Raw genomic sequence first — 19,829 nt, 5'->3', positions numbered from 1 at the left:
GGGCAACAACCGGTTAAAAACGCTCAAATAGTGGGCAATTCGCTTTGTCTTTGTCGCGCTCTGTCCATTTATGAATTCAAGTCCGACAGGCTGCTAGGGCCGGACGCCAGCTACTACGGCGGCGAACGCCTGCTGCAAGCCCTGGCCGCCGAGCATTACTACCTGCAATACCTGATCTACCTGGTGGCGCTGCGACGCTTCCTGCGGCAGCGTTTGGATGACTTCCAGAATGAGCAGTTGGGCGGCGCGTATTACCTGTTTCTGCGCGGCATGCCGAGCGCCGGGGTGTATTTCTCGCGGCCCAGCGATGGGCTGTTGGATGCGTTGGATACCTTGTTTGCGGAGGGCAGATGATGTTGCCGAGTAGCCCGGATGCAATCCGGGAACGGTCATCGCACCGCCTCACGCATGCCCCGGATTGCATCCGGGCTACGGGAGTGAATTATGACGCTTGCTGATCTGCCCCTTGGCCCGTTGGAACGCGCGCTGGTCGCTAGCTTGCAGCGTCTCGACCCGCAGGCGTCACCTGTGGTGCTGGCCTCGGCGGCGCTGCTGTGCATGGCCTTGGACAAAGGCGATGTCTGCCTGCCGTTGGCGCGCATGGCCGGGCAGCGGCCCTGGCCGGAGCATGCCTTCAACCTGCCGAAACTGACGGACTGGCAGGCGCAGTTGCAGGCATCCGCGTTGGTTGGCGGCGAGGGCGCTTTCACACCGCTGATCCTTGAGCATGGCCGCCTTTATCTCGCGCGTTATCAGGCTTATGAGCGCCAGTTGGCCAAGCAGTTGCTGCAACGCGCCGCCGACCTGCCCGAAGTGGATGAGGCCCAGCTCAGTGAAAGCCTGACCCGACTATTTGCCTTTAACCAACAGCAACCCGACTGGCAGCGCCTGGCCGCCGCGCAAGCGGTGCGGCGCAAGCTGGCGGTGATCTCTGGCGGCCCCGGTACCGGCAAAACCACCACCGTGGTGCGTTTGCTGGCGGCGCTGCTTGAACAGCCCGGTTGCGAACATCCGGGCGGCGCTCCGCTGGCCATCGGCCTGGCCGCGCCTACCGGTAAAGCCGCTGCACGCATGGCCGAAGCCATTCGCAATGCCAAAGCCGAGTTGCCGGTCAGCGAGGCGATCAAAGCCGCGCTGCCCGACGAGGCGCGCACCCTGCATCGCCTGCTCGGCAGCCGGGGCGACAGCCCGCAAGTGCGCCATCACGCGGCCAACCCGCTGGCGCTGGACGTGCTGGTGGTGGACGAAGCGTCGATGGTCGATCTGGCGCTGATGGCCAAACTGCTCGATGCGCTGCCGCCCACTGCACGATTGATCCTGCTTGGCGATAAAGACCAACTGTGCGCCGTGGAAGCCGGCGCGGTGTTTGCCGAACTCTGCGAGGGCCGTGGTTTTGATGCTCAGGCGGCGGGCGAACTGCAACGCATCACCGGCCAGCAGGTGCCGATCAGCCAGCCGACCTCGCAACTGGGCGATGCGGTGGTGCTGCTCACCCACAGCCACCGCTTTGCCGGTGACAGCGGTATTGGCGAACTGGCGCGGCGCATTAATGGCGGCGATGTCAGCGGCACTCTGAACCTGCTCAAGGAAGGCCGCAGCGACCTAACCTGGATGGCCGCGCCGACGCCCAATGAGTTGCTGGAACGTCTGGATCAAGGCTATGCACCCTATATCAGCGCCGCCAAAAGCACCGACCCAGCAGCCGCCTTCGCCGCGTTCAACGCCTTTCGCGCACTTTGCGCCCAGCGTGAAGGTGCCTGGGGTGTCGCTGGGATCAACGAAGCGTTGGAAGCGCGGATCAAACGCCGCAGCCAGGTGGCCAGCCGCGAGCGCTGGTATGTCGGGCGGCCGATCATGGTGCGGCAGAACGACTACGCCCTCGGCCTGTTCAACGGCGATATCGGCATCTGCTTGCACACTGAATACGGCCTGCGGGTCTTTTTTGAAGGCGAAGACGGCTACCGCCCCTTCGCCCCGGCCCGCCTGCCCAGCCACGACAGCGCCTTCGCCATGACCGTGCACAAAAGCCAGGGGTCGGAATTTGCCAACGTGCTGCTGGTGCTGCCCGAACTGCCCAGCCCCTTGCTCAGCCGCAGCCTGTTCTACACCGGCATCACCCGCGCCAAACACAAAGTGGAAATCTGGGCCTTACCCGCCCGCTTGGGCGAAGCCGTGGCCACCCGTGCCGAGCGCGCGGCGGGGTTGGCTGAGCGGCTGGCGACAAAACCTAACGACGCAGCGCCGGCACCCTCGATAGCAGAGGGCTTCAGCCAATTTGCGTTGTTTTGAGGGTGTAAAAGCTGTTGGGCTTCGCTGCGCTCAACACCAACCTACCGTCTGCCGGTAACGGTCAGTGCGCTTGTGCGGGGGGAAAATAGCGCCCGCCTGTTTTTTATGGCCTGCCATCCCTGGCGGCCACCCTGACGGGCCGTCGCTGCGCGACGTTAAAAATGACTCCCGGTCATTTTTTATGGCCTGCTATCTCTGATAACCACCCTGCGGGCCGTCGCTTCGCGACGTTAAAAATAGCGCCCGGCTATTTTTTCAGTTTCGGATTCGGGAAGAACTGTACCGCCTGCACTTTCGGATCAGGCGCCTTGGGTTTCAGGGCGCTGGTGTTGACCCGTGTGGGCAGTTCTTTCGGCACCGAGTTGCCGCGTTCGTCCAGGGTGTCGGCGTAGCCGCAGGCCACGCATTCGCGGTTGGGTACGCCGTCGACATTCCACATCTGGATCTTGTCCATTTCGCTGCACGCCGGGCAGACGGCCCCGGCGATAAAGCGTTTGGCGGTGATGGTCACTGGTGCGTCGCTCATGCGGCCTCCTGGCTCAGGCCGAGGTGGCGCAGCAGGGCGTCGATGGACGGCTCGCGGCCACGGAAATCGACAAACAGCACCATCGGTGCCTGTGAGCCGCCGCGCGCCAGAATCGCCTCGCGGAAGGCTTGGCCGGTGGCGCTGTTGAACACGCCTTCTTCCTCAAACCTGGAGAAGGCATCGGCGCTGAGCACTTCGGCCCACTTGTAGCTGTAGTAACCGGCCGCGTAACCACCGGCAAAGATGTGCGCGAAGCTGTTGGGGAAGCGGTTGTAGGCCGGTGGACGCAGCACCGAGACTTCCGCGCGGATGCCTTCGAGTACGTCGAGCACGCTGCGGCCGTCACCGTGGGTAGCGTGCAGTTCGAAGTCGAACAGGCTGAACTCGATCTGCCGCACCATCATCAAACCGGACTGGAAGTTCTTCGCCGCCAGCATCTTGTCCAGCAGGTCCTGTGGCAGCGGCTCACCAGTCTCGTAGTGTCCGGAGATCAGCGCCAGGCCTTCCGGCTCCCAGCACCAGTTCTCCATAAACTGGCTTGGCAGCTCCACGGCGTCCCAGGCCACGCCGTTGATGCCCGACGCGCCAGCGTGTTCAACGCGGGTCAGCAGGTGGTGCAAGCCGTGGCCGAATTCGTGGAACAGGGTGGTGACTTCATCGTGGGTCAGCAGCGCTGGTTTGCCGCCGACCGCTGGAGTGAAGTTGCACACCAGGTTAGCCACCGGGCTGATCAGCTTACCTGTCGCATCGCGGCGTTTATCGCGGGCACCGTCCATCCACGCGCCGCCGCGTTTGTTGGCGCGGGCGTAGAGGTCGAAGAAGAAGCGCCCGACGTGCGCGCCGTTCTCCTTGATTTCGAACAGGCGTACATCCGGGTGCCAGGTGTCGAAACCGGACAGCTCGTTGATCTGAATGCCGTAGAGCTTTTCGACGATGGCGAACAGGCCGGTCAGCACCTTGTCGATGGGGAAGTAGGCGCGCAGGATTTCCTGGGAAATGCTGTAGCGCTGCTCGCGCAGCTTCTCGCTGTAGTAGCCGACGTCCCAGCTTTGCAGCTCGTTGCAGCCCTGCTCAGCGGCGAAGGCTTGCAGTTCGCGCAGGTCTTGTTCAGCAAACGGCTTGCCGCGTACGCCCAGATCACGCAGGAAGCTCAGTACCTGCTCGGTGCTTTCGGCCATTTTGCTGGCCAGGCTCAGCTCGGCGTAGTTGCCGAAGCCCAGCAGCTTGGCCAGTTCCTGACGCAGGGCGAGGATTTCGTTCATCACCGGGCCATTGTCGTTCTGCCCGGCATTCGGCCCCTGATCGGAGGCGCGGGTGCAGTAGGCGGCATACAGCTCTTCGCGCAGAGCGCGGTCGTTGGCGTAGGTCATCACCGCGAAATAGCTGGGGAATTCCAGGCTGATCAGCCAACCGTCCAGCCCCTTGGCCTCGGCGGCTTGCTGCATCTGCGCCTTGGCTGAGTCGGTCAGGCCGTCCAGCGCCGCCTCGTCAGTCACGTGCTTGGTCCAAGCTTGGGTGGCATCGAGCAACTGGTTGGAGAAGCTGCTGGCCAGCTCGGACAGCTTCATCTGGATCTCGCCGTAGCGCTTTTGCTGCTCGGCCGGCAGGTCGATACCGGACAGGCGGAAGTCGCGCAGGGCGTGTTCGAGGATGGTTTTCTGCGCCACATCGAAACCGGCGGCTGCCGGGCTTGCGGCCAGCGTCTGATAGGCCTGGAACAGCGGTTGGTTCTGGCCGATTTCGGTCCAGTATTCGGACAACTTGGGCAGGCAGGCCTCGTAGGCCGCGCGCAGTTCAGCGCTGTTGCACACCGCATTCAGGTGGCTGACCGGACTCCAGGCTTGCCCCAGACGCGCGCCCAGTTCATCCAGGGCCAGCACCAGGCCGTCCCAGCTTGGGTCGGCGGCCTGTTGTTCCAGCAGGTGGCTCATGGCGGCGCGGTTGTCGGCCAGAATCTGCTCAATGGCCGGTTCTACGTGCTCCGGGCGGATGGCGCTGTAGGGCGGCAGGTCGAAGGCGTGCAGCAGGGGATTAGTGGCGGTCACAACAAGGCACCTGTGGCGAAGGAAAAAGGGCTGGGCGCAGGCGACGGGCAACTCGCCTGACGTGATATCACCCGACATGGGGGCCATCTTAATTACAATCAAGCGTTCCCGCAGCCCAAGAGATTTCTATCGTGGCGATTCGTACCTACCAAGAGTTCACCCCGCAGCTTGGCGAGCGGGTGTTTGTCGACGCTTCAGCCGTGGTGCTGGGCGATGTGCACATCGGCAGCGACAGCTCGGTGTGGCCGCTGGTGGTGATTCGCGGCGACATGCACCGCATCCGCATCGGCGAGCGCAGCAGCATTCAGGACGGCAGCGTATTGCACATCACCCATGCCGGGCCGTTCAACCCGGACGGCTACCCGCTGATCATTGGCGATGAAGTGACCGTCGGCCACAACGTCACCCTGCACGGCTGCACCCTGGGTAACCGTATTTTGGTCGGCATGGGCAGCATCATCATGGACGGTGCGGTGGTGCAGGACGAGGTGGTGATCGGTGCCGGCGCTCTGGTGCCGCCGGGCAAGGTGCTGGAAAGCGGCTTTTTGTATGTCGGCAGCCCGGTGAAGCAAGCACGGCCGTTGACAGACAAAGAGCGCAACTTCTTCAGCTACAGCGCCGCCAACTACGTGCGGTTGAAAGACCAACACTTGCTGGAAGGCTATGCCGGCTGATGAGCGAACCCGTGATGCACTACCAGAACATCCTGTTTGACCTCGACGGCACCCTCACCGACCCGCGCGAAGGGATTACCCGCTCGGTGCAGCATGCGCTGGCCAAGCTGGGCATTGAGGAGCCTGATTTGCAGGCACTGGAGCACTTCATCGGCCCGCCGTTGTTGCAGTGTTTTATGCACAGCTACGGCTTTGACGAGGCCACCGCCTGGCAGGCGGTGAACCATTACCGCGAGCGTTTTCGCGAGGTGGGGCTGTATGAAAACCTGCTGTTCGACGGCGTCGGTGAACTGCTGCAATTGCTGCAAAACCAGCAGCGCACGCTGTACATCGCCACCAGCAAGCCGACGGTGTTTGCCGAGCAGATTGCCCGCCACTTTGGCTTTGCTCGACACTTCAAGGTGATTTACGGCAGCGAGTTGGACGGCACGCGCACCGACAAAGTCGAGCTGATCGCCCACCTGCTGCAACAGGAAGACCTGCCGGTAGAGCGCACGCTGATGATCGGCGATCGCAAGCACGACCTGATCGGCGCCAAACGCAACGGCCTGGATGCGGCCGCCGTCGGCTATGGCTTTGGCAGTTTTGCCGAGCTGCAGGCCGAAGCGCCGACCTATCACTTCCACAGCCTGGCGGAGTTGCATCGGGCGTTTATGCGCTAGTTGGGCTGGGGCATTCGTTGGGCTTCGCCGCTGCGCGTCTCAACCCAACCTACGGCCTGAAAGCATAGACCGGGTTGCACACCCGTAGGTTGGCGTTGAGCGCAGCGAGGCCCAACTGGGCTGGGGCATTCGTTGGGCTTCGTCGCTGCGCGCCTCAACCCAACCTACGGCCTGAAAGATCGATTGGATTGCATACCCGTAGGTTGGCGTTGAGCGCAGCGAAGCCCAACTGGGTTGTACATTCGTCGGGCTTCGCCGCTACGCGCCTCAACCCAACCTACGGCCTGAAAGTCAGGCAGGGTGGACAACGCCAAGCGTGTCCACCTTATTGCGCTAAACCTAACCGTTTTTCTGGTAAATGATCTTCCGGGTGCCGCCGTCGCAGCTGCCGACCACCATGCTCGGGTCTTGGGCTTCGTCGTTGGGCACAATTTCCAGGGTGTAACTGGCCACACCGGCGGCCTGGATTTTCACTTCAATCTCCGCGCGCAGTTCTTCGCAGGGCTTGGGTGCAGCCAACAGGCTGGTGCTGGTCAGCGCTAACAGTACGCCGAGGGTGAGTTTGTTCATGGCCTGCTCCTTGTTGCGTGAACATCGATGACATGGATGTGGACTGTCTGTGCCGTCCCTTAGTTCGGCGTAACGGCCAATAAGTCCGTCAACGCTTGATGCCGCTGCACCTCGGGCAGTTGGCCGAGGGCGGCGACGCGCTCATAAAAGCGCGGCCAGTCGCGGTCAACCTGCTCGAACAGCGCGGCAAAAGCCGGCACCCATTGATCATAGAGGCCAAAGGGCAGCAGCTTGGCGTTGTTCATCGGCGTGTTGATCCAGTTGTCGTAACGGCCCTGGCCAGCCCATTGGCGTTCACGCAGGGCGTGGTACTCCGTGCGCAGCCGGTCAAACTCAGCGGCTTTGCGTGCACGCATCTGAGCCGCGGGCAGGTCACTGGCGTAGAGCTGCGCCAAGCGTGCGCGGCTGGCCAGCACCAGGGCGATAAAGTGCTCGCGCTGCTGTTCGCCAGCCGGATCGCGGGCCGCCAAGCCACGGGCAGCACGCCATTGGCGCAAACCTTCGTGCTCGACAAAGCTGGCGAAGGATTCGTTAAACGCGGTGTCATCCGCCACATACAGCTGTTGGTGCGCCAACTCGTGGAAGATCACCGCCACCAGGCGTTCATCGCTCCAGCGCAACATGGTGTTGAGAATCGGGTCATCGAACCAGCCCAGGGTGGAATAGGCCTCGACCCCGCCCAGGTAGGTGTCCAGCCCTTGCTGCTTGAGTAACGCCGCCGCACCGCGCGCGCGGCCCTGACTGTAAAAACCGCGATAGGCCACGCACCCCGCAATCGGAAAGCAGTGCAGCTCAGGCGACAGGGAAAACTCCGCCGTGGCAAATACGTTCCACACCACGAACGGTCGGCCGATATCGGCATACAGGCGGTAGCTGCCGTTGTCAGGCAGGCTCAGCTGAGCACTGGCAAAGGCTCGTGCCTGCTGGGCCAACGCCAGACGTTGCTGGAGGTCGGGGTCGGCCGCCGGGTCCTCCAGCAACGCGCTAATCGGCTCACGCGCTTGCAGCAGGTGCAGGTGCCCGCCGGCCAGATGACCGTAGTAATCGAGGGTGCTGCAACCGCTCAGCAGACACGCGGCGGCCAACGGAACCCAGCGCCAGAGCAGGGCGTCGAACATGGAGCTGTACCCCTGAATAAACAGACTGCCACGCTAGCGCATCGGCGTTGCTGCCTCCAGCACGCGATCGGCGTAGGCTAGCGGTTCACTCTATGGAGGTGTTCCATGCGTTATCTGGCGTTGCTTGGCGCGGTGCTGGTCCTCACTGCCTGCGCTTCACCCCTGCCGCCCAAGGACCCAAACCAAGCCTGGATTGAGTTGCGCAGCCCGGCCGGCAGCCTGCTCATGGCCGACCGCCTCGATGGGCAGCGCCTGCAGGATGGTCGCTTTTTTCAGGTGCCGAGCGGTGCCCACGAACTGCAGGCGCGCTTGCAGTTTGAGGTGAACGGTGGCGGCGGACTGGACGGGTCAAACGAGCCGCGCACGATCACCTGTGAGATTCGCGTTCGGCATGACTTTAGCGCCGGCCAGGCGTACCGACTGGAGGCCCGGCCCATGCAGATGAAGGCCCAAGCCTGGCTCTATGACGATCAGCGCACGCTGTTGGCGCGCGGGCAGATCACCCGCTGTGGCACTTTCTGACGCGCGTTATTGCAGCTGCGCCCGCAACCACTCGGCCAAGCGCTCGGCGCGCTTGTCGAGCCGCCGCGCGGGCACCCACAGGGCCAACCGCACCGAGGTTTCGACAAAGCCCCAGGGCGCAACCAGGCGACCGGCGGCGAGATCATCGGCCACCAGTTGTTGCGGGGCGATGGCGACACCCAGGCCTGCAGCAGCGGCTTCAAGCAAGTAGTACAGGTGCTCAAAGCCTTGCCCGAGTTTCAGCGCGTTGGCGTCCAGCGCGTTGCGGGCAGCCCAGCTGGGCCAGGCTTGCGGACGCGAGCTGGTGTGCAACAGCGGCTCACCCAGCAGCGCACTGGCCGGGGCCTGATGCAACTCGGCGAAGCGCGCATAACGCGGGCTGAGCACCGGGCCGATGCGCTCGGCCGCCAACTCAAACACCTGCATGTCCGCTGGCCAAGGCGGCGTGGCAAACCACAGGGTGGCGTCCACACCGCTGCGGCGCGGGTCCAGCTCCCCTTCACTGGCCGACAGTTGCAAGCGCAGTTCCGGCAACTCACGGTTAAGTCGATCCAGACGCGGGATAAACCAGCGCGCCAGCAGGCTGCCGGGGCAGGCCAGAACAAAGGGCGCATCGGCTTGGCCTTGCTGTAATTCCGTGCAGGTGCTGCGCAGGCGACCAAATACCTCGGCACACACATCACGCAAGCGCACACCGGCATCTGTGAGTTTAAGGCCACGCCCCTCTTTGCTAAACAGGGCCACGCCAAGGTGCTCTTCCAGCGCGCGCACCTGCCGACTTACCGCGCCATGGGTGACATGCAGCTCGTTAGCGGCATGGCTGACACTGTTCAAGCGAGCGGCGGCTTCAAAGGCGCGCAGGGCATTTAGCGGCGGTAGTTCCTGGCTCATCTGTGAGTTTTCCTGACAAGTTGCGGCGATCTTATCGCTTTTGCAAAGCGGGCCACAGCTTTATCCTGTGTCCATCGTCGTGAAGCGGGTATCACCCGCTCAGCGCGCCCATTTCCCGAGGAGAACGCCATGACTTCCTTCCGCACTGGCCCAGACGCCAACGGCCTATTCGGCTCATTCGGCGGTCAGTATGTCGCTGAAACCCTGATGCCGCTGATCCACGACCTGGCCGCCGAGTACGAAAAAGCCAAGCTCGACCCCGAGTTCGAGAAAGAACTGGCCTACTTCCAGCGTGATTTCGTCGGCCGTCCGAGCCCGCTGTATTTCGCTGAGCGCCTGACCGAGATGTGCGGCGGCGCGAAGATCTACTTCAAGCGCGAAGAGCTGAACCACACCGGCGCGCACAAGATCAACAACTGCATCGGCCAAGTGCTGCTGGCCAAGCGCATGGGTAAAAAACGCATCATTGCCGAGACCGGAGCGGGCATGCACGGCGTGGCCACTGCCACCGTGGCGGCGCGCTTCGGCATGGAATGCGTGATCTACATGGGCAGCACCGACATCCACCGGCAGAACGCCAACGTGCTGCGCATGAAGCTGATGGGTGCCACCGTGATCCCGGTTGTCGCCGGCACCGGCACCCTGAAAGATGCGATGAACGAAGCCCTGCGCGACTGGGTAACCAACGTCGACAACACCTTCTACATGATCGGCACCGTAGCTGGCCCGCACCCGTACCCGGCGATGGTGCGCGACTTCCAGGCCGTGATCGGCAAGGAAACCCGCGACCAGATGCTCGCCCAGGAAGGTCGCCTGCCCGACAGCCTGATCGCCTGCATCGGCGGTGGCTCGAACGCCATCGGCCTGTTCCATCCCTTCCTCGATGACAAACAGATCCAAATCATCGGCGTGGAAGCGGCCGGTCACGGCATCGAAACCGGCAAGCACGCCGCCAGCCTGAACGGCGGCGTACCTGGCGTGCTGCACGGCAACCGCACCTTCCTGCTGCAGAGCGATGACGGCCAGATCATCGACGCCCACTCGATTTCCGCCGGCCTGGATTACCCCGGCATCGGCCCGGAACACGCCTGGTTGCATGAAGTCGGCCGCGTCGAATACACCTCCGTGACCGACACCGAAGCCCTCGAAGCCTTCCACATCTGCTGCCGTCAGGAGGGCATCATCCCGGCCCTGGAAACCGCTCACGCCCTGGCGGAAGTATTCAAGCGTGCGCCCAACCTGCCTAAGGATCACCTGATGGTGGTCAACCTCTCCGGGCGTGGCGACAAAGACATGCAAACCATCGTGCACCACATGGAACAACAGGAGCAGCACGCATGAGCCGCCTGCAAGCCCGCTTTGCCGAACTGAAAGAGCAGAACCGCGCCGCGCTGGTGACCTTCGTCACCGGCGGCGACCCGAACTACGATGCCTCGCTGGCCATCCTTAAAGGCCTGCCCGCCGCGGGTGCTGATGTGATCGAACTGGGCATGCCCTTTACCGATCCGATGGCCGACGGCCCGGCCATCCAGCTCGCCAACATCCGCGCGCTGGACAATGGTCAGGATCTGGCGAAAACCCTGCAGATGGTCCGCGAGTTCCGCGAAGGCGAGCAGGTCACGCCGCTGGTGCTGATGGGCTACTTCAACCCGATTCACAAATACGGTGTTGAGCGTTTTATCGCTGAAGCCGTCGCTTCGGGCGTTGATGGCCTGATCGTCGTCGACCTGCCGCCGGAACATAACGTCGACCTGTGCGACCCGGCGCAAGTCGCAGGCCTGGACTTTATCCGCCTGACCACCCCGACCACCGACGACAATCGCCTGCCGAAAGTGCTCAACGGTAGCTCGGGCTTTGTTTACTACGTGTCGGTCGCCGGTGTGACCGGTGCCGGCGCAGCCACGCTGGATCACGTCGAACAGGCCGTGACCCGCCTGCGTCGCCACACCGACCTGCCCCTGTGCATCGGCTTCGGCATCCGCACCCCGGAACACGCGGCAACCATCGCACGCCTGGCCGAAGGCGTAGTGGTCGGCTCGGCACTGATCGACCAGATCGCTAATGCCACAAGCGACGCACAGGCCATAGACGGCGTGCTGAGCCTGTGCAGCGCTCTGGCTGAAGGTGTGCGCAGCGCGCGCGTCTGATTTTGCGGTGCTAGCGCGTAGGGTGGATGACGCTTCATCCATCCACCTCTGCACAGGTGAATGAAAAAAGTCGCGTAGCCCGGATGCAATCCGGGGGCATTTATTGCCAGTGAACCGCTCCCGGATTTCATCCGGGCTACGGGTTCGGCGCAAGGTGGACAGCGAAGTATCACCCTGTCCTAGGGTGGATGGCGCTTCCCCATCCACCTCTGCGCAGGTGAATGAAAAAAGTCGCGTAGCCCGGATGCAATCCGGGGCATTTAGTGCCACTAAAACCGCTCCCGGATTTCATCCGAACTATGGGTTCGGTGTAGGGTAGGCGGCGAACCATCGTCACCCCCCTTGATTCCCTGCTCTGAGTCTCGCCATGTCCCGTCCAGCCGTTGCCCGCAAACCCCGCGCCAGTAGTCAGAGCCGCATCACCGGCATTTTGGCCGCCGCCCGCGAATTGCTGGCCGAGCAGGGCGTGGCCAGCCTGTCGGTCTACAACGTGGCCGAACGCGCGGCGATTCCGCCGTCATCGGTCTATCACTTTTTTGCCAGCGTGCCGGCACTGCTGGAAGCGCTGACCGCCGATGTGCACCAGGCCTTTCGCGATTGCCTGCAAGCGCCGGTGGCGCATGACGAATTGCGTGAATGGCGTGATCTGTCGCGCCTGATCGAACAGCGCATGCTGGCGATCTACGCCGCCGACGCCGCCGCCCGCCAGCTGATCCTCGCTCAACACGGGCTGACAGAGGTGACCCAGGCCGATCGCCAGCACGACATTGAACTGGGCCAGTTGATGCAGCAGGTCTTCGACCGCCACTTCCCCCTGCCGCAACTGCCGGACGATGTTGATGTGTTCGCATTGGCCATGGAACTGGGCGACCGCGTTTACGCCCGCTCGGTGCAACTGCACGGCACCATCACCCCGCGCATGGCCGAAGAAGGCATGCGCGTGTTCGATGCCTATCTGAGCCTGTACCTGCCGCCGCACCTGCCTAAACGCGCGCTTTAGGCGTCATCACGCTCCTCCACAAAGGCCACCCTCGGCGATCCATCGGCATTGAGCTGATAGATCGCGCGCGGCTGGCCTTGTGCGTTGAACAGCACCTGACCGAGGCCTGCGCCGTTCCACAGGCGCTCGCCCGCTTTGCTGCGTGAGGGGATGCGCGGCGTGACCTGCATGCGCCGACGCTTGGTCAGCCAGTTGAGCGGCGACCACGGCGCGTACAGCCAGCGGTTGAGGCGGTCGAACCAGTCGAGCAGACGCCGTGGGAATTCGTTCTTCAGGCCGCTGCTGGTGATTTGCCAGAGTCGCGGGCCGCGTTTGCGGTGGCGAATCAGCACTTCGTAAACAAAGGAATAATGCACATCGCCGGAGAGAATCACGTAGTGGCCGGGCGTGCGCGAGTGGCGGAAAATGTTCAGCATGACCTGCGCCGCACCGCGATGGGCCATCCAGTTTTCCGCATCCACCAACAGCGGGTGGCCAGCCCAGGTGAACAATTTCTGGATGGTCTCGATCAATTTGACGCCGAACATCGGTGCCGGCGAGACGATGATCGCCGCCGGATGGTCGAGCAGCGCTTGCTGGAATTCGCACAGGGCTTCCCAATCCAGCAGTCCCGATGGCCGGCGCAGTTGGCGTTCGCTGCGCCAGCGACGGGTGCGGGTGTCCAGCACCAGCAATGCCGGGGTGGTGGGCAGGACGAATTGCCACTGGTGGAAGCTCAACAGTTCGCCAATCAGCGCGTCTTGCTGCGGGCTGTTGAGGCGGTTCTCGATATCGCGTCCGTCGATCATCGCGCGCAGGCTTTGCAGCGGTTTGGCAAACACCGACGGGTTATTGCCCCAGCCCTGACACAGTAGGTAGGCGATCAGTGCATTGCCAATGATGCGCCGCGAAAACGGGTGACCGTAGGCCGTCTGCTCCCATTGTGCGGAGAGGTTCCAGTCGTCGGTGATGTCGTGGTCGTCAAAGATCATCAGCGTCGGCAGGTGGGCCAGGACGCGCGCGACGTTGCCCAGCCCGGCGCGAAACGCCTCGATATGTTGACGCTCACGTTGGTAGCGGTCGACATGCTCGGCAGGCAATGCAGGCATTTCGTTGTCGAGCAAGGTCCAGGGCACGGGCGACCACACCAGCAGGTACATGGCCAGCACTTCGGCGCAGGTCACCAGGTGGTTGTCGGCATTGCTGGTGGTGAACACGGGCTTTTTGACGCCGCCGAAGAAGCGCTCGCGCAGGGTCTCGTTGCTTTGCAGCGCAGGCAGTAATTCGGCGCGCTGGTAATAGCTGGCGGGATGTTGATAGAGCGCGGCGCTGTCATCCACCACCGCGCCCTCCAGGCATTCACCAAACAGGCCGAGGCGCGCAATTAACTGGTGAATGACCCGCAGCATCGGCCCGCCGACGTCATCGGCGTAGACCTGATCGCCACTCATCAACAGCAGCGCCGGGCGCTGTTCGGCCGGGTGTGCCTCGGCCAGCAGGCGGTCGGCGCAGAGCAAACCATCGGCCGCCGGATGGTGCGGCTTGCGGCAGGAGCCGTGGAGGAGGTTGTCGAGCTGCGCGCGCAAGACAAAGTTGGCCTGGCTGGCACCGGCATACAGCAAGTGCGGGGCCCAGTCGGCGATGCCCAGCGCGGGCTGGCCGGGTGGCTCGATCAACAGGTCGTAATCAATCTGCACATCGCAGGGCAGCGGCGCATCGAGGGTCAGGTCAATCAGGTGAATAAACGCGTGTTCGCCAATCTGGATGACCTGGCAACGGTCATCGGTCAGCGGCAAACGTTGTGGCTCGGGCGCGGCGGCATGACTCAGTTGCAGGGTGAGCGATAAGGGCTGACGGCCCACCAGCCAGAGCACCAAGCGCTGCGGTTCCATACGGCGCAACAGCGGGCCAGCCAACACCCAGGGCAGATCAATATGAGCGGTGGCGGTGGATATTGGCATTAGATGACGGGGCTCAGTGGCAATTAGGACGGCTATAGAGCGTCATTCTGCGCCAGAGGTTCAGCCCTTGCAGCAGCAAGCTGTCACCAGCTGCTTCGCGCCGCTTATTGCGCGGCCTGACGCAAGCGTGGCAGGTCAAGAATCTCGATCTCGCCGTAGGTCAGGCGCACCACCCCCTGCGCTTCCAGCTCCTTGAGGATTTGGTTGGTGGTCTGCCTTGAGATCGCCAACATCAGCGCCAATTGCTCCTGCGGCAGGTGCAACACCCGGCGCGGTTCGCCTTCGCCGTAGTTCTCGGCAATCAGCAATAGCCGTCGGGCCAAACGCGGGGCGGCGGGCAGCAGGCTCATTTCTTCCAGAGCGATAAACGCCAGACGCAGTTTCTGGCTCATCAGCAGGGCGAAATCACGCCAGTGCTGCGGCTGCTGGTCGAGCAGCGCGAGCAGCCGTGCCTGCGGCACCAACAACAAGGTGGTGGGCCCTTCGGCAAAGGCATCGTGAGTGCGCGGCTGGCCGTCGAACAGGGAAATCTCGCCAAACCAGTAGGGCGGCTCAACCAGGGTCAACAGCGCTTCCTTGCCACTCGCACTCACCGCGCCAATGCGCATGCCGCCGGCCACCACGGCATACAGGCCACTGGGTTTGTCACCGCGGCGAAACAGCACTTGACCGGGCGCCAGCTGCTGCACCTGTGCGGCAGCGAGCAGCGCGGCTTGCAGCGCAGCCGGCAGGGCGCTGAACCAATGGCCCTGCTGCACGCGGGCTTGGTAATCGTGAACGCTGTTCATCGGTCACCGGCGCTTTGTCGGCTAGCTGACAGAGCAGGGCGAGGGCATGCAGGCATCGTAGTCACCTGTCTTGCATGAGGAGAACAATAATGAAAACTCTGGTTGATCATCTGGCGCAATACGCGGCGTATCACCGCGATCAGCGCAATATCTTCAGTCACTTTATCGGTATTCCGCTGATTGTGGTGGCCGTGGCCGTGTTGCTGTCCCGTCCTGGCGTTGACGTACTCGGCCTGTGGCTGTCGCCTGCAACGCTGGTGGCGCTGGCGGCGGCGGTGTTTTACCTGCGCCTGGACGTGCGTTTCGGCCTGTTGATGGTGGCGTTGCTGGGTGTGAGCCTGAGTGTGGCCGCTGATCTGGCTGTGCAGTCCACGGCTGTCTGGTTGAGCAGTGGCGTCGGCCTGTTCGTCATCGGCTGGATTATCCAGTTTGTCGGTCATTATTACGAAGGGCGCAAACCGGCGTTCGTCGATGACGTCATGGGGCTGGTGATCGGGCCGCTGTTCGTTGCCGCTGAAGCCGCCTTCCTGCTGGGCCTGCGCAAGGAGGTCGAACAGGCCATCGTCGAGCGTGCCGGGCCGACCTGCATCCGTGAGAAAAAAGCCAGCGCTTGAGCGGCCAAAGGCGGCCTGATCGTCTGTAGCCCGGATGCAGTCCGGGAGCGGTTATGCAGCTCGCCTACATGACCCGGATTGCTTCCGGGCTACAACGCTGACAGCCCGTTGCTGCGCCAAAAAGCCCGGAGACATCCGGGCTACATGCTTACTGACCGGGTTGCTGAAGCCTCAGTACATCGCCATCCACTGGTCTGTTAGCGAACGGGTGTGGCGGTAAACCGTGGTCGGGGCGAACGGCCGGCCGGAGGCGCTCTCCAGGGCACTGCTTTGGCTGTTGAGGTCAACCAATGCGGCTTTGAGGTAGTCCCAGCGGGTCTTGAGCTTGCCGACTTGCGGGTTGGCGCTGCTGTCCAGCGCAGCCAACTGGGCATCGACCGTCGGCACAATCTTGCGCTCGTCCTGCCCCAGGTAGGTGTCGGGCTGCTCGCGGGCGGTTTCAAAATTACCGAAATACGAGCGGCTCAGGTACTGCACCGAGAGGTATTCCAGCTTGGCGGACAGCTCACTCTCGCCGGGGTTGGAGAGCTTGCGGGTCTGCTCCAGCACGCCGAGCAGCGCCTTGCTGAGGTCTTCGGGGTAGCGCCAGGGCATGTCTTCTTCATTCGGGCCAAAGGCCACGCCACGGCGAATCTGCACCACCAGTTCCTGGTGCGCGCTGCGCAACTCGTCCGGTCGCTGCGGCAGGCTCTGCACCGACGCCGCCAATGCGGCCAGATCAGACTCCAAGGTCTGTTCATGTTTCTTTTGGAAACCCTCGCCGCGTAACAGCATCAACGTGCTGGTAACCCGGCTGGCATGCACCTGAACCTGCTCTTGGGGCGAGATGGCTTCGGCATAGCTGAGCGGTGAGAGGCTGGCTAACACGCCCAGCAAGGTGAGCAAAAACGGGCGTAGAGACACTGTGAATCGCATGACGGGGTGTGCTCCTTATTATTTTTGTGAGCAAGGGCTGAACGCTGTCAGCTTATGGGTTCGCGCGGCAAAAGGGTACTGCAGTGATTGACGCAAGAAAGCAGCCTAAAGAGTGATTTCGTCGGAAAGCGCGACATAGCTGCAACCGAATATGTCGTGCCGGCGCTCAGTTGCTGCTCAGCAACGACATGGACTTGACCTGCACCCACAACGACAGCCCCGGCTGAATGTTCAACCGGTCGAACGAGTAACGGGTGATGCGCGCCATCAGCTGCTCGCCGCCCACCTGCACGCGCACCAGCACATGGGCCTGCTCGGCCACGGTGATCCAGTCGAGCACCTGCGCCGGTAGCAGATTGAGCACGCTGCTTTGCTCGGCCTGCTGCAGGCTCAGGCTGACATCGCGCGCCATGATTTTGATCCGCACCGCCTGCCCCACAAGCAATGCCGCATGCGGCAGTTGCACGGTGATGGCGCTGCCGGACAGGTGCAGCGCGAGCAGTCCATAGGCAGCATCATGGCCACTGACCACGCCATCGACCACCGCCTCGGCGTCGTCTTCAAAGACAAACGGCAGGTCAGCGCGCAGCAGGGTTTCCTTGAGCGGGCCGCTGGCCGTGACCTTGCCCTCGTCGAGCACCACCAAGTGATCGGCCAGGCGCGCCACTTCGTCCGGCGAATGGCTGACGTAGACAATTGGAATCTCCAATTCGGCATGCAGGCGCTCCAGATAGGGCAGCACCTCCCGTTTGCGCTTGAGGTCGAGAGACGCTAGCGGCTCATCCATCAGCAGCAGGCGCGGGCTGGTCAGCAGGGCGCGAGCGATGCCGACGCGCTGCTGCTCGCCGCCAGACAAATGGCCCGGCATGCGCTCCAGCAGGTGACCGATGCCGAGCAACTCCACCGCCTGGTCCAATGCCACGCGGCGCTGTGCAGCGGGGATGCGTTTGAATCCATAGAGCAGATTGCCGCGCACCGAGAGGTGCGCAAACAGGTTGGCGTCCTGAAACACGTAACCCACGGCGCGCCGGTGGGCGGGGACGAAAATGCCCCGCGCGCTGTCCTGCCAGACTTCGCCATTGACCTGCAGATAACCCGTACGCGGCTGATCCAGTCCGGCAAAACAGCGCAGACAACTGGTCTTGCCCGAGCCGGAATGGCCGAACAGGGCACTGACGCCACGGCCCGGCAGGTCGAGGGCCACGTCCAAGGCGAAACCGGCATGCTCGACCTTGAACTGCGCGCGTATCTCACCCTTGCCGCTGATATGCGTTACAGCCGACTGACGCCGCGTGAATGGCCAGATCATCGCCACACCCGCAGGGTGCTGCGCCGGCTGTACAGCGCCAACAACACCACAAAGGAGAACAGCACCATGCCACCCGCCAACCAATGCGCTTGGGCGTATTGCATGGTTTCTACATGGTTGTAGATCTGCACGGAGGCCACTTGCGTCTTGCCGGGGATGTTGCCGCCAATCATCAGCACCACACCGAACTCACCCACGGTGTGGGCAAACCCGAGAATCGCCGCCGTGACAAACCCGGTCCTGGCCAGCGGCAACACCACGCTGAAAAAGGTGTCCCACGGCCCGGCCCGCAGGGTCGCAGCGGCCTCCAGCGGGGCACGGCCAATCGCCTCAAAGGCGTTTTGCAACGGCTGCACCACAAAGGGCAGGGAATAGAACACCGAGCCGATCACCAACCCGGTAAAGGTAAAGGTCAGGGTGCCGAGACCGAGGCTCTGGGTCAGTTGGCCGATAAACCCATTCGGGCCCATGCTCACCAGCAGGTAGAAGCCGATCACCGTGGGCGGCAACACCAAGGGCAGGGCGACGATGGCACCAATCGGCTGCTTCCAACGTGATTCGGTGCGCGCCAGCCACCAGGCAATGGGCGTACCGATCAGCAACAGCAACAGGGTGGTCAGCGAGGCCAACTCCAGCGTCAGCCAAACGGCGGCAAAATCTGCTTGGCTCAGGGGCATCGCTGCGGCCTTTTAACGTGAGTAGCCATAAGACTGAATAATCTTCGTCGCTTGCTCGCCTTGCAAAAAGGTCAGAAACGCAGCGGCAGCCGGGTTGTCAGCGCCCTTCTCCAGCAGCACGGCATCCTGCTTGATCGGCGCGTGCAACGCGGCCGGCACAACCCAGGCCGAACCGCTTTTCAGCTGGCCATCCTGATACACCTGCGACATCGCGACAAAGCCCAGTTCAGCATTGCCACTGGCGACAAAGTGCAACGCCTTGCCGATGCTCTGCCCGGTGACCAGCTTGTTTTGAACCGCCTCGGTCAAGCCGAGTTGGGCCAACACTTGGGTGGCAGCCAGACCATAGGGCGCGGTCTTCGGGTCCGCAATTGCCAGATAGCGGAACTGGTTGGCCTTGAGTACTGCGTCGCTGCCGTCCAGATAACCCGGCGTGGCCGACCACAACACCAAACGGCCAATGGCATAGGTAAAGCGCGAGCCGCGAACACCCTGACCTTGCGCCTCTAACTTGGCCGGCGTGCTGGCATCGGCGCTAAGAAACAGGTCAAAGGGCGCGCCATGTTGCATCTGCGCATATAACTGCCCGGTCGCGCCGTAGGCCGCAACCACCTGATGTCCGCTGTGCCGCTCAAAAGCCTGGGCAATGGCCTGCATGGGCGCAGTGAAATTAGCCGCCACCGCCACCTGCACCTCGCCGGCCTGAAGCGGGCTGCTGAGTGTAAATAACAGCGCCGTGAAAACCGCGCGCGAATTAGCGAGCCTCATGAGAAAAAACCAGAGCGTAACTGGTACATAGATGGCTTCCGAAAACGCCGATGAAAGGTGCTGGCTTGGCACCTATTTTTGCCTACATGCCATGCGGCGCAAACCTGTGCCCGCGATGCTAGCAGTGGCGCGTCAACAAGGCACCGGCGCTTCATTTAAAACGCGAGAACCGCTGCAAGAGCATCCGCATAACACTGCTGAATTAGTTCTGATAGGCGACAAAAAGTTACGAGCATTCGACGAGAGGAACCAATAGACTTACAAATAATGTGTCTTAGGAAACTCTGAAGAAGACTTCCAGATTTTGGCAAAATACCCGGATTCCACCCGCTGAGTTTCCCCATGAAGCAGATGACCTTCGCTGACGCCGAGTA

The 19,829-nt window shown here is 62.6% G+C and carries 20 protein-coding genes; 9 read left to right on the top strand and 11 right to left on the bottom strand.

The annotated features are described in order from the left end of the window. Together AUK77_RS17630 and recD are read left to right on the top strand one after the other, a co-directional pair. Nucleotides 1–354: hypothetical protein (locus AUK77_RS17630; protein WP_296132371.1), on the top strand; the 354-nt coding region annotated here is incomplete at its 5' end. Between the two features lie 90 nt (nt 355–444). Then, a complete protein-coding gene (gene recD / locus AUK77_RS17625; RefSeq protein ID WP_296132368.1) occupies nt 445–2,289 on the top strand; it encodes an exodeoxyribonuclease V subunit alpha in 1,845 nt (614 codons plus the stop codon). A gap of 247 nt (nt 2,290–2,536) precedes the next feature. Here recD and AUK77_RS17620 read toward each other — a convergent pair whose 3' ends face one another. Together AUK77_RS17620 and prlC are read right to left on the bottom strand one after the other, a co-directional pair. Then, entirely contained in the window at nt 2,537–2,815 is a 279-nt protein-coding gene (locus AUK77_RS17620; protein ID WP_296132366.1) for a YheV family putative zinc ribbon protein, read from the bottom strand. Next, on the bottom strand, nt 2,812–4,860 hold the full coding sequence (prlC, locus tag AUK77_RS17615; protein WP_296132363.1) for an oligopeptidase A: 2,049 nt from the start codon (nt 4,858–4,860) through the stop codon (nt 2,812–2,814). The genes AUK77_RS17620 and prlC overlap by 4 nt, the downstream gene beginning before the upstream one ends. Nucleotides 4,861–4,991: 131 nt before the next feature. On the opposite strand from prlC, the gene AUK77_RS17610 reads away from it, so the two are divergent. Continuing rightward, nucleotides 4,992–5,534 carry a gamma carbonic anhydrase family protein gene (locus AUK77_RS17610; RefSeq protein WP_108487226.1) on the top strand — a complete coding sequence of 181 codons (543 nt, stop codon included), beginning with the start codon at nt 4,992–4,994 and terminating at the stop codon, nt 5,532–5,534. 14 nt (nt 5,535–5,548) lie between these two features. Further along, on the top strand, nt 5,549–6,196 hold the full coding sequence (locus AUK77_RS17605; protein WP_296132374.1) for an HAD family hydrolase: 648 nt from the start codon (nt 5,549–5,551) through the stop codon (nt 6,194–6,196). A 339-nt stretch (nt 6,197–6,535) separates the two neighbouring features. Here AUK77_RS17605 and AUK77_RS17600 read toward each other — a convergent pair whose 3' ends face one another. Together AUK77_RS17600 and AUK77_RS17595 are read right to left on the bottom strand one after the other, a co-directional pair. Beyond that, on the bottom strand, nt 6,536–6,766 hold the full coding sequence (locus AUK77_RS17600) for a DUF1161 domain-containing protein (protein ID WP_296132358.1): 231 nt from the start codon (nt 6,764–6,766) through the stop codon (nt 6,536–6,538). A gap of 59 nt (nt 6,767–6,825) precedes the next feature. Continuing rightward, a complete protein-coding gene (locus AUK77_RS17595; protein WP_296132357.1) occupies nt 6,826–7,884 on the bottom strand; it encodes an aminopeptidase in 1,059 nt (352 codons plus the stop codon). A 105-nt stretch (nt 7,885–7,989) separates the two neighbouring features. Between AUK77_RS17595 and AUK77_RS17590 the strand changes: the two genes are divergently transcribed. Continuing rightward, nucleotides 7,990–8,406 carry a hypothetical protein gene (locus AUK77_RS17590; RefSeq protein ID WP_296132354.1) on the top strand — a complete coding sequence of 139 codons (417 nt, stop codon included), beginning with the start codon at nt 7,990–7,992 and terminating at the stop codon, nt 8,404–8,406. 6 nt (nt 8,407–8,412) lie between these two features. Here AUK77_RS17590 and AUK77_RS17585 read toward each other — a convergent pair whose 3' ends face one another. Then, nucleotides 8,413–9,297, bottom strand: a complete 885-nt coding sequence (locus AUK77_RS17585; RefSeq protein ID WP_296132351.1) for a LysR family transcriptional regulator — start codon at nt 9,295–9,297, stop codon at nt 8,413–8,415. Between the two features lie 129 nt (nt 9,298–9,426). Here AUK77_RS17585 and trpB point away from each other — a divergent pair, with 129 nt between their 5' ends. From trpB to AUK77_RS17570, 3 genes are all read left to right on the top strand, one after another. Beyond that, entirely contained in the window at nt 9,427–10,638 is a 1,212-nt protein-coding gene (trpB, locus tag AUK77_RS17580) for a tryptophan synthase subunit beta (protein WP_296132348.1), read from the top strand. Beyond that, on the top strand, nt 10,635–11,444 hold the full coding sequence (gene trpA, locus AUK77_RS17575) for a tryptophan synthase subunit alpha (RefSeq protein WP_296132345.1): 810 nt from the start codon (nt 10,635–10,637) through the stop codon (nt 11,442–11,444). Before trpB ends, trpA begins: the two co-directional genes overlap by 4 nt. 367 nt (nt 11,445–11,811) lie before the next feature. Beyond that, complete coding sequence (locus tag AUK77_RS17570; RefSeq protein WP_296132337.1) at nt 11,812–12,444, top strand: TetR/AcrR family transcriptional regulator; 633 nt, start codon at nt 11,812–11,814, stop codon at nt 12,442–12,444. On the opposite strand, the gene AUK77_RS17565 is transcribed toward AUK77_RS17570, so the two are convergent. Beyond that, nucleotides 12,441–14,384: an alkaline phosphatase D family protein gene (locus AUK77_RS17565; protein ID WP_296132335.1), complete on the bottom strand. Its 1,944-nt coding sequence runs from the start codon at nt 14,382–14,384 to the stop codon at nt 12,441–12,443. The genes AUK77_RS17570 and AUK77_RS17565 overlap by 4 nt on opposite strands. A gap of 104 nt (nt 14,385–14,488) precedes the next feature. After that, nucleotides 14,489–15,172: a Crp/Fnr family transcriptional regulator gene (locus AUK77_RS17560; RefSeq protein ID WP_296132332.1), complete on the bottom strand. Its 684-nt coding sequence runs from the start codon at nt 15,170–15,172 to the stop codon at nt 14,489–14,491. Nucleotides 15,173–15,261: 89 nt separating this feature from the next. Between AUK77_RS17560 and AUK77_RS17555 the strand changes: the two genes are divergently transcribed. Further along, nucleotides 15,262–15,786 carry an Mpo1-like protein gene (locus AUK77_RS17555; RefSeq protein WP_296132329.1) on the top strand — a complete coding sequence of 175 codons (525 nt, stop codon included), beginning with the start codon at nt 15,262–15,264 and terminating at the stop codon, nt 15,784–15,786. A 171-nt stretch (nt 15,787–15,957) separates the two neighbouring features. On the opposite strand, the gene AUK77_RS17550 is transcribed toward AUK77_RS17555, so the two are convergent. The 4 genes from AUK77_RS17550 to modA all read right to left on the bottom strand — a co-directional run bounded on the left by AUK77_RS17550 (nt 15,958) and on the right by modA (nt 19,455). Next, nucleotides 15,958–16,701 carry a hypothetical protein gene (locus tag AUK77_RS17550; protein WP_296132326.1) on the bottom strand — a complete coding sequence of 248 codons (744 nt, stop codon included), beginning with the start codon at nt 16,699–16,701 and terminating at the stop codon, nt 15,958–15,960. Between the two features lie 166 nt (nt 16,702–16,867). Further along, a complete protein-coding gene (gene modC, locus AUK77_RS17545) occupies nt 16,868–18,010 on the bottom strand; it encodes a molybdenum ABC transporter ATP-binding protein (protein ID WP_296132322.1) in 1,143 nt (380 codons plus the stop codon). Continuing rightward, a complete protein-coding gene (gene modB / locus AUK77_RS17540) occupies nt 18,007–18,687 on the bottom strand; it encodes a molybdate ABC transporter permease subunit (RefSeq protein ID WP_296132318.1) in 681 nt (226 codons plus the stop codon). Before modB ends, modC begins: the two co-directional genes overlap by 4 nt. 12 nt (nt 18,688–18,699) lie before the next feature. Next, nucleotides 18,700–19,455, bottom strand: coding sequence for a molybdate ABC transporter substrate-binding protein (modA, locus tag AUK77_RS17535; RefSeq protein ID WP_296132314.1), 756 nt, complete (start codon nt 19,453–19,455; stop codon nt 18,700–18,702). Nucleotides 19,456–19,829 lie beyond the last annotated feature (374 nt).

This window comes from Pseudomonas sp. Ga0074129 (genome assembly GCA_001465025.1).
In the GTDB taxonomy this organism is placed as follows: domain Bacteria; phylum Pseudomonadota; class Gammaproteobacteria; order Pseudomonadales; family Pseudomonadaceae; genus Aquipseudomonas.
This window is presented reverse-complemented; position numbering and strand designations above follow the sequence as displayed.

Excerpts from the sequence above, each read along its gene's own strand:
- recD (WP_296132368.1), top strand. The coding sequence starts at position 445 with ATGACGCTTGCTGATCTGCCCCTTGGCCCGTTGGAACGCGCGCTGGTC.
- AUK77_RS17620 (WP_296132366.1), bottom strand. The coding sequence starts at position 2,815 with ATGAGCGACGCACCAGTGACCATCACCGCCAAACGCTTTATCGCCGGG.
- AUK77_RS17605 (WP_296132374.1), top strand. The coding sequence starts at position 5,549 with ATGCACTACCAGAACATCCTGTTTGACCTCGACGGCACCCTCACCGAC.
- AUK77_RS17600 (WP_296132358.1), bottom strand. The coding sequence starts at position 6,766 with ATGAACAAACTCACCCTCGGCGTACTGTTAGCGCTGACCAGCACCAGC.
- AUK77_RS17595 (WP_296132357.1), bottom strand. The coding sequence starts at position 7,884 with ATGTTCGACGCCCTGCTCTGGCGCTGGGTTCCGTTGGCCGCCGCGTGT.
- AUK77_RS17590 (WP_296132354.1), top strand. The coding sequence starts at position 7,990 with ATGCGTTATCTGGCGTTGCTTGGCGCGGTGCTGGTCCTCACTGCCTGC.
- AUK77_RS17585 (WP_296132351.1), bottom strand. The coding sequence starts at position 9,297 with ATGAGCCAGGAACTACCGCCGCTAAATGCCCTGCGCGCCTTTGAAGCC.
- trpB (WP_296132348.1), top strand. The coding sequence starts at position 9,427 with ATGACTTCCTTCCGCACTGGCCCAGACGCCAACGGCCTATTCGGCTCA.
- trpA (WP_296132345.1), top strand. The coding sequence starts at position 10,635 with ATGAGCCGCCTGCAAGCCCGCTTTGCCGAACTGAAAGAGCAGAACCGC.
- AUK77_RS17570 (WP_296132337.1), top strand. The coding sequence starts at position 11,812 with ATGTCCCGTCCAGCCGTTGCCCGCAAACCCCGCGCCAGTAGTCAGAGC.
- AUK77_RS17565 (WP_296132335.1), bottom strand. The coding sequence starts at position 14,384 with ATGCCAATATCCACCGCCACCGCTCATATTGATCTGCCCTGGGTGTTG.
- AUK77_RS17560 (WP_296132332.1), bottom strand. The coding sequence starts at position 15,172 with ATGAACAGCGTTCACGATTACCAAGCCCGCGTGCAGCAGGGCCATTGG.
- AUK77_RS17555 (WP_296132329.1), top strand. The coding sequence starts at position 15,262 with ATGAAAACTCTGGTTGATCATCTGGCGCAATACGCGGCGTATCACCGC.
- AUK77_RS17550 (WP_296132326.1), bottom strand. The coding sequence starts at position 16,701 with ATGCGATTCACAGTGTCTCTACGCCCGTTTTTGCTCACCTTGCTGGGC.
- modC (WP_296132322.1), bottom strand. The coding sequence starts at position 18,010 with ATGATCTGGCCATTCACGCGGCGTCAGTCGGCTGTAACGCATATCAGC.
- modB (WP_296132318.1), bottom strand. The coding sequence starts at position 18,687 with ATGCCCCTGAGCCAAGCAGATTTTGCCGCCGTTTGGCTGACGCTGGAG.
- modA (WP_296132314.1), bottom strand. The coding sequence starts at position 19,455 with ATGAGGCTCGCTAATTCGCGCGCGGTTTTCACGGCGCTGTTATTTACA.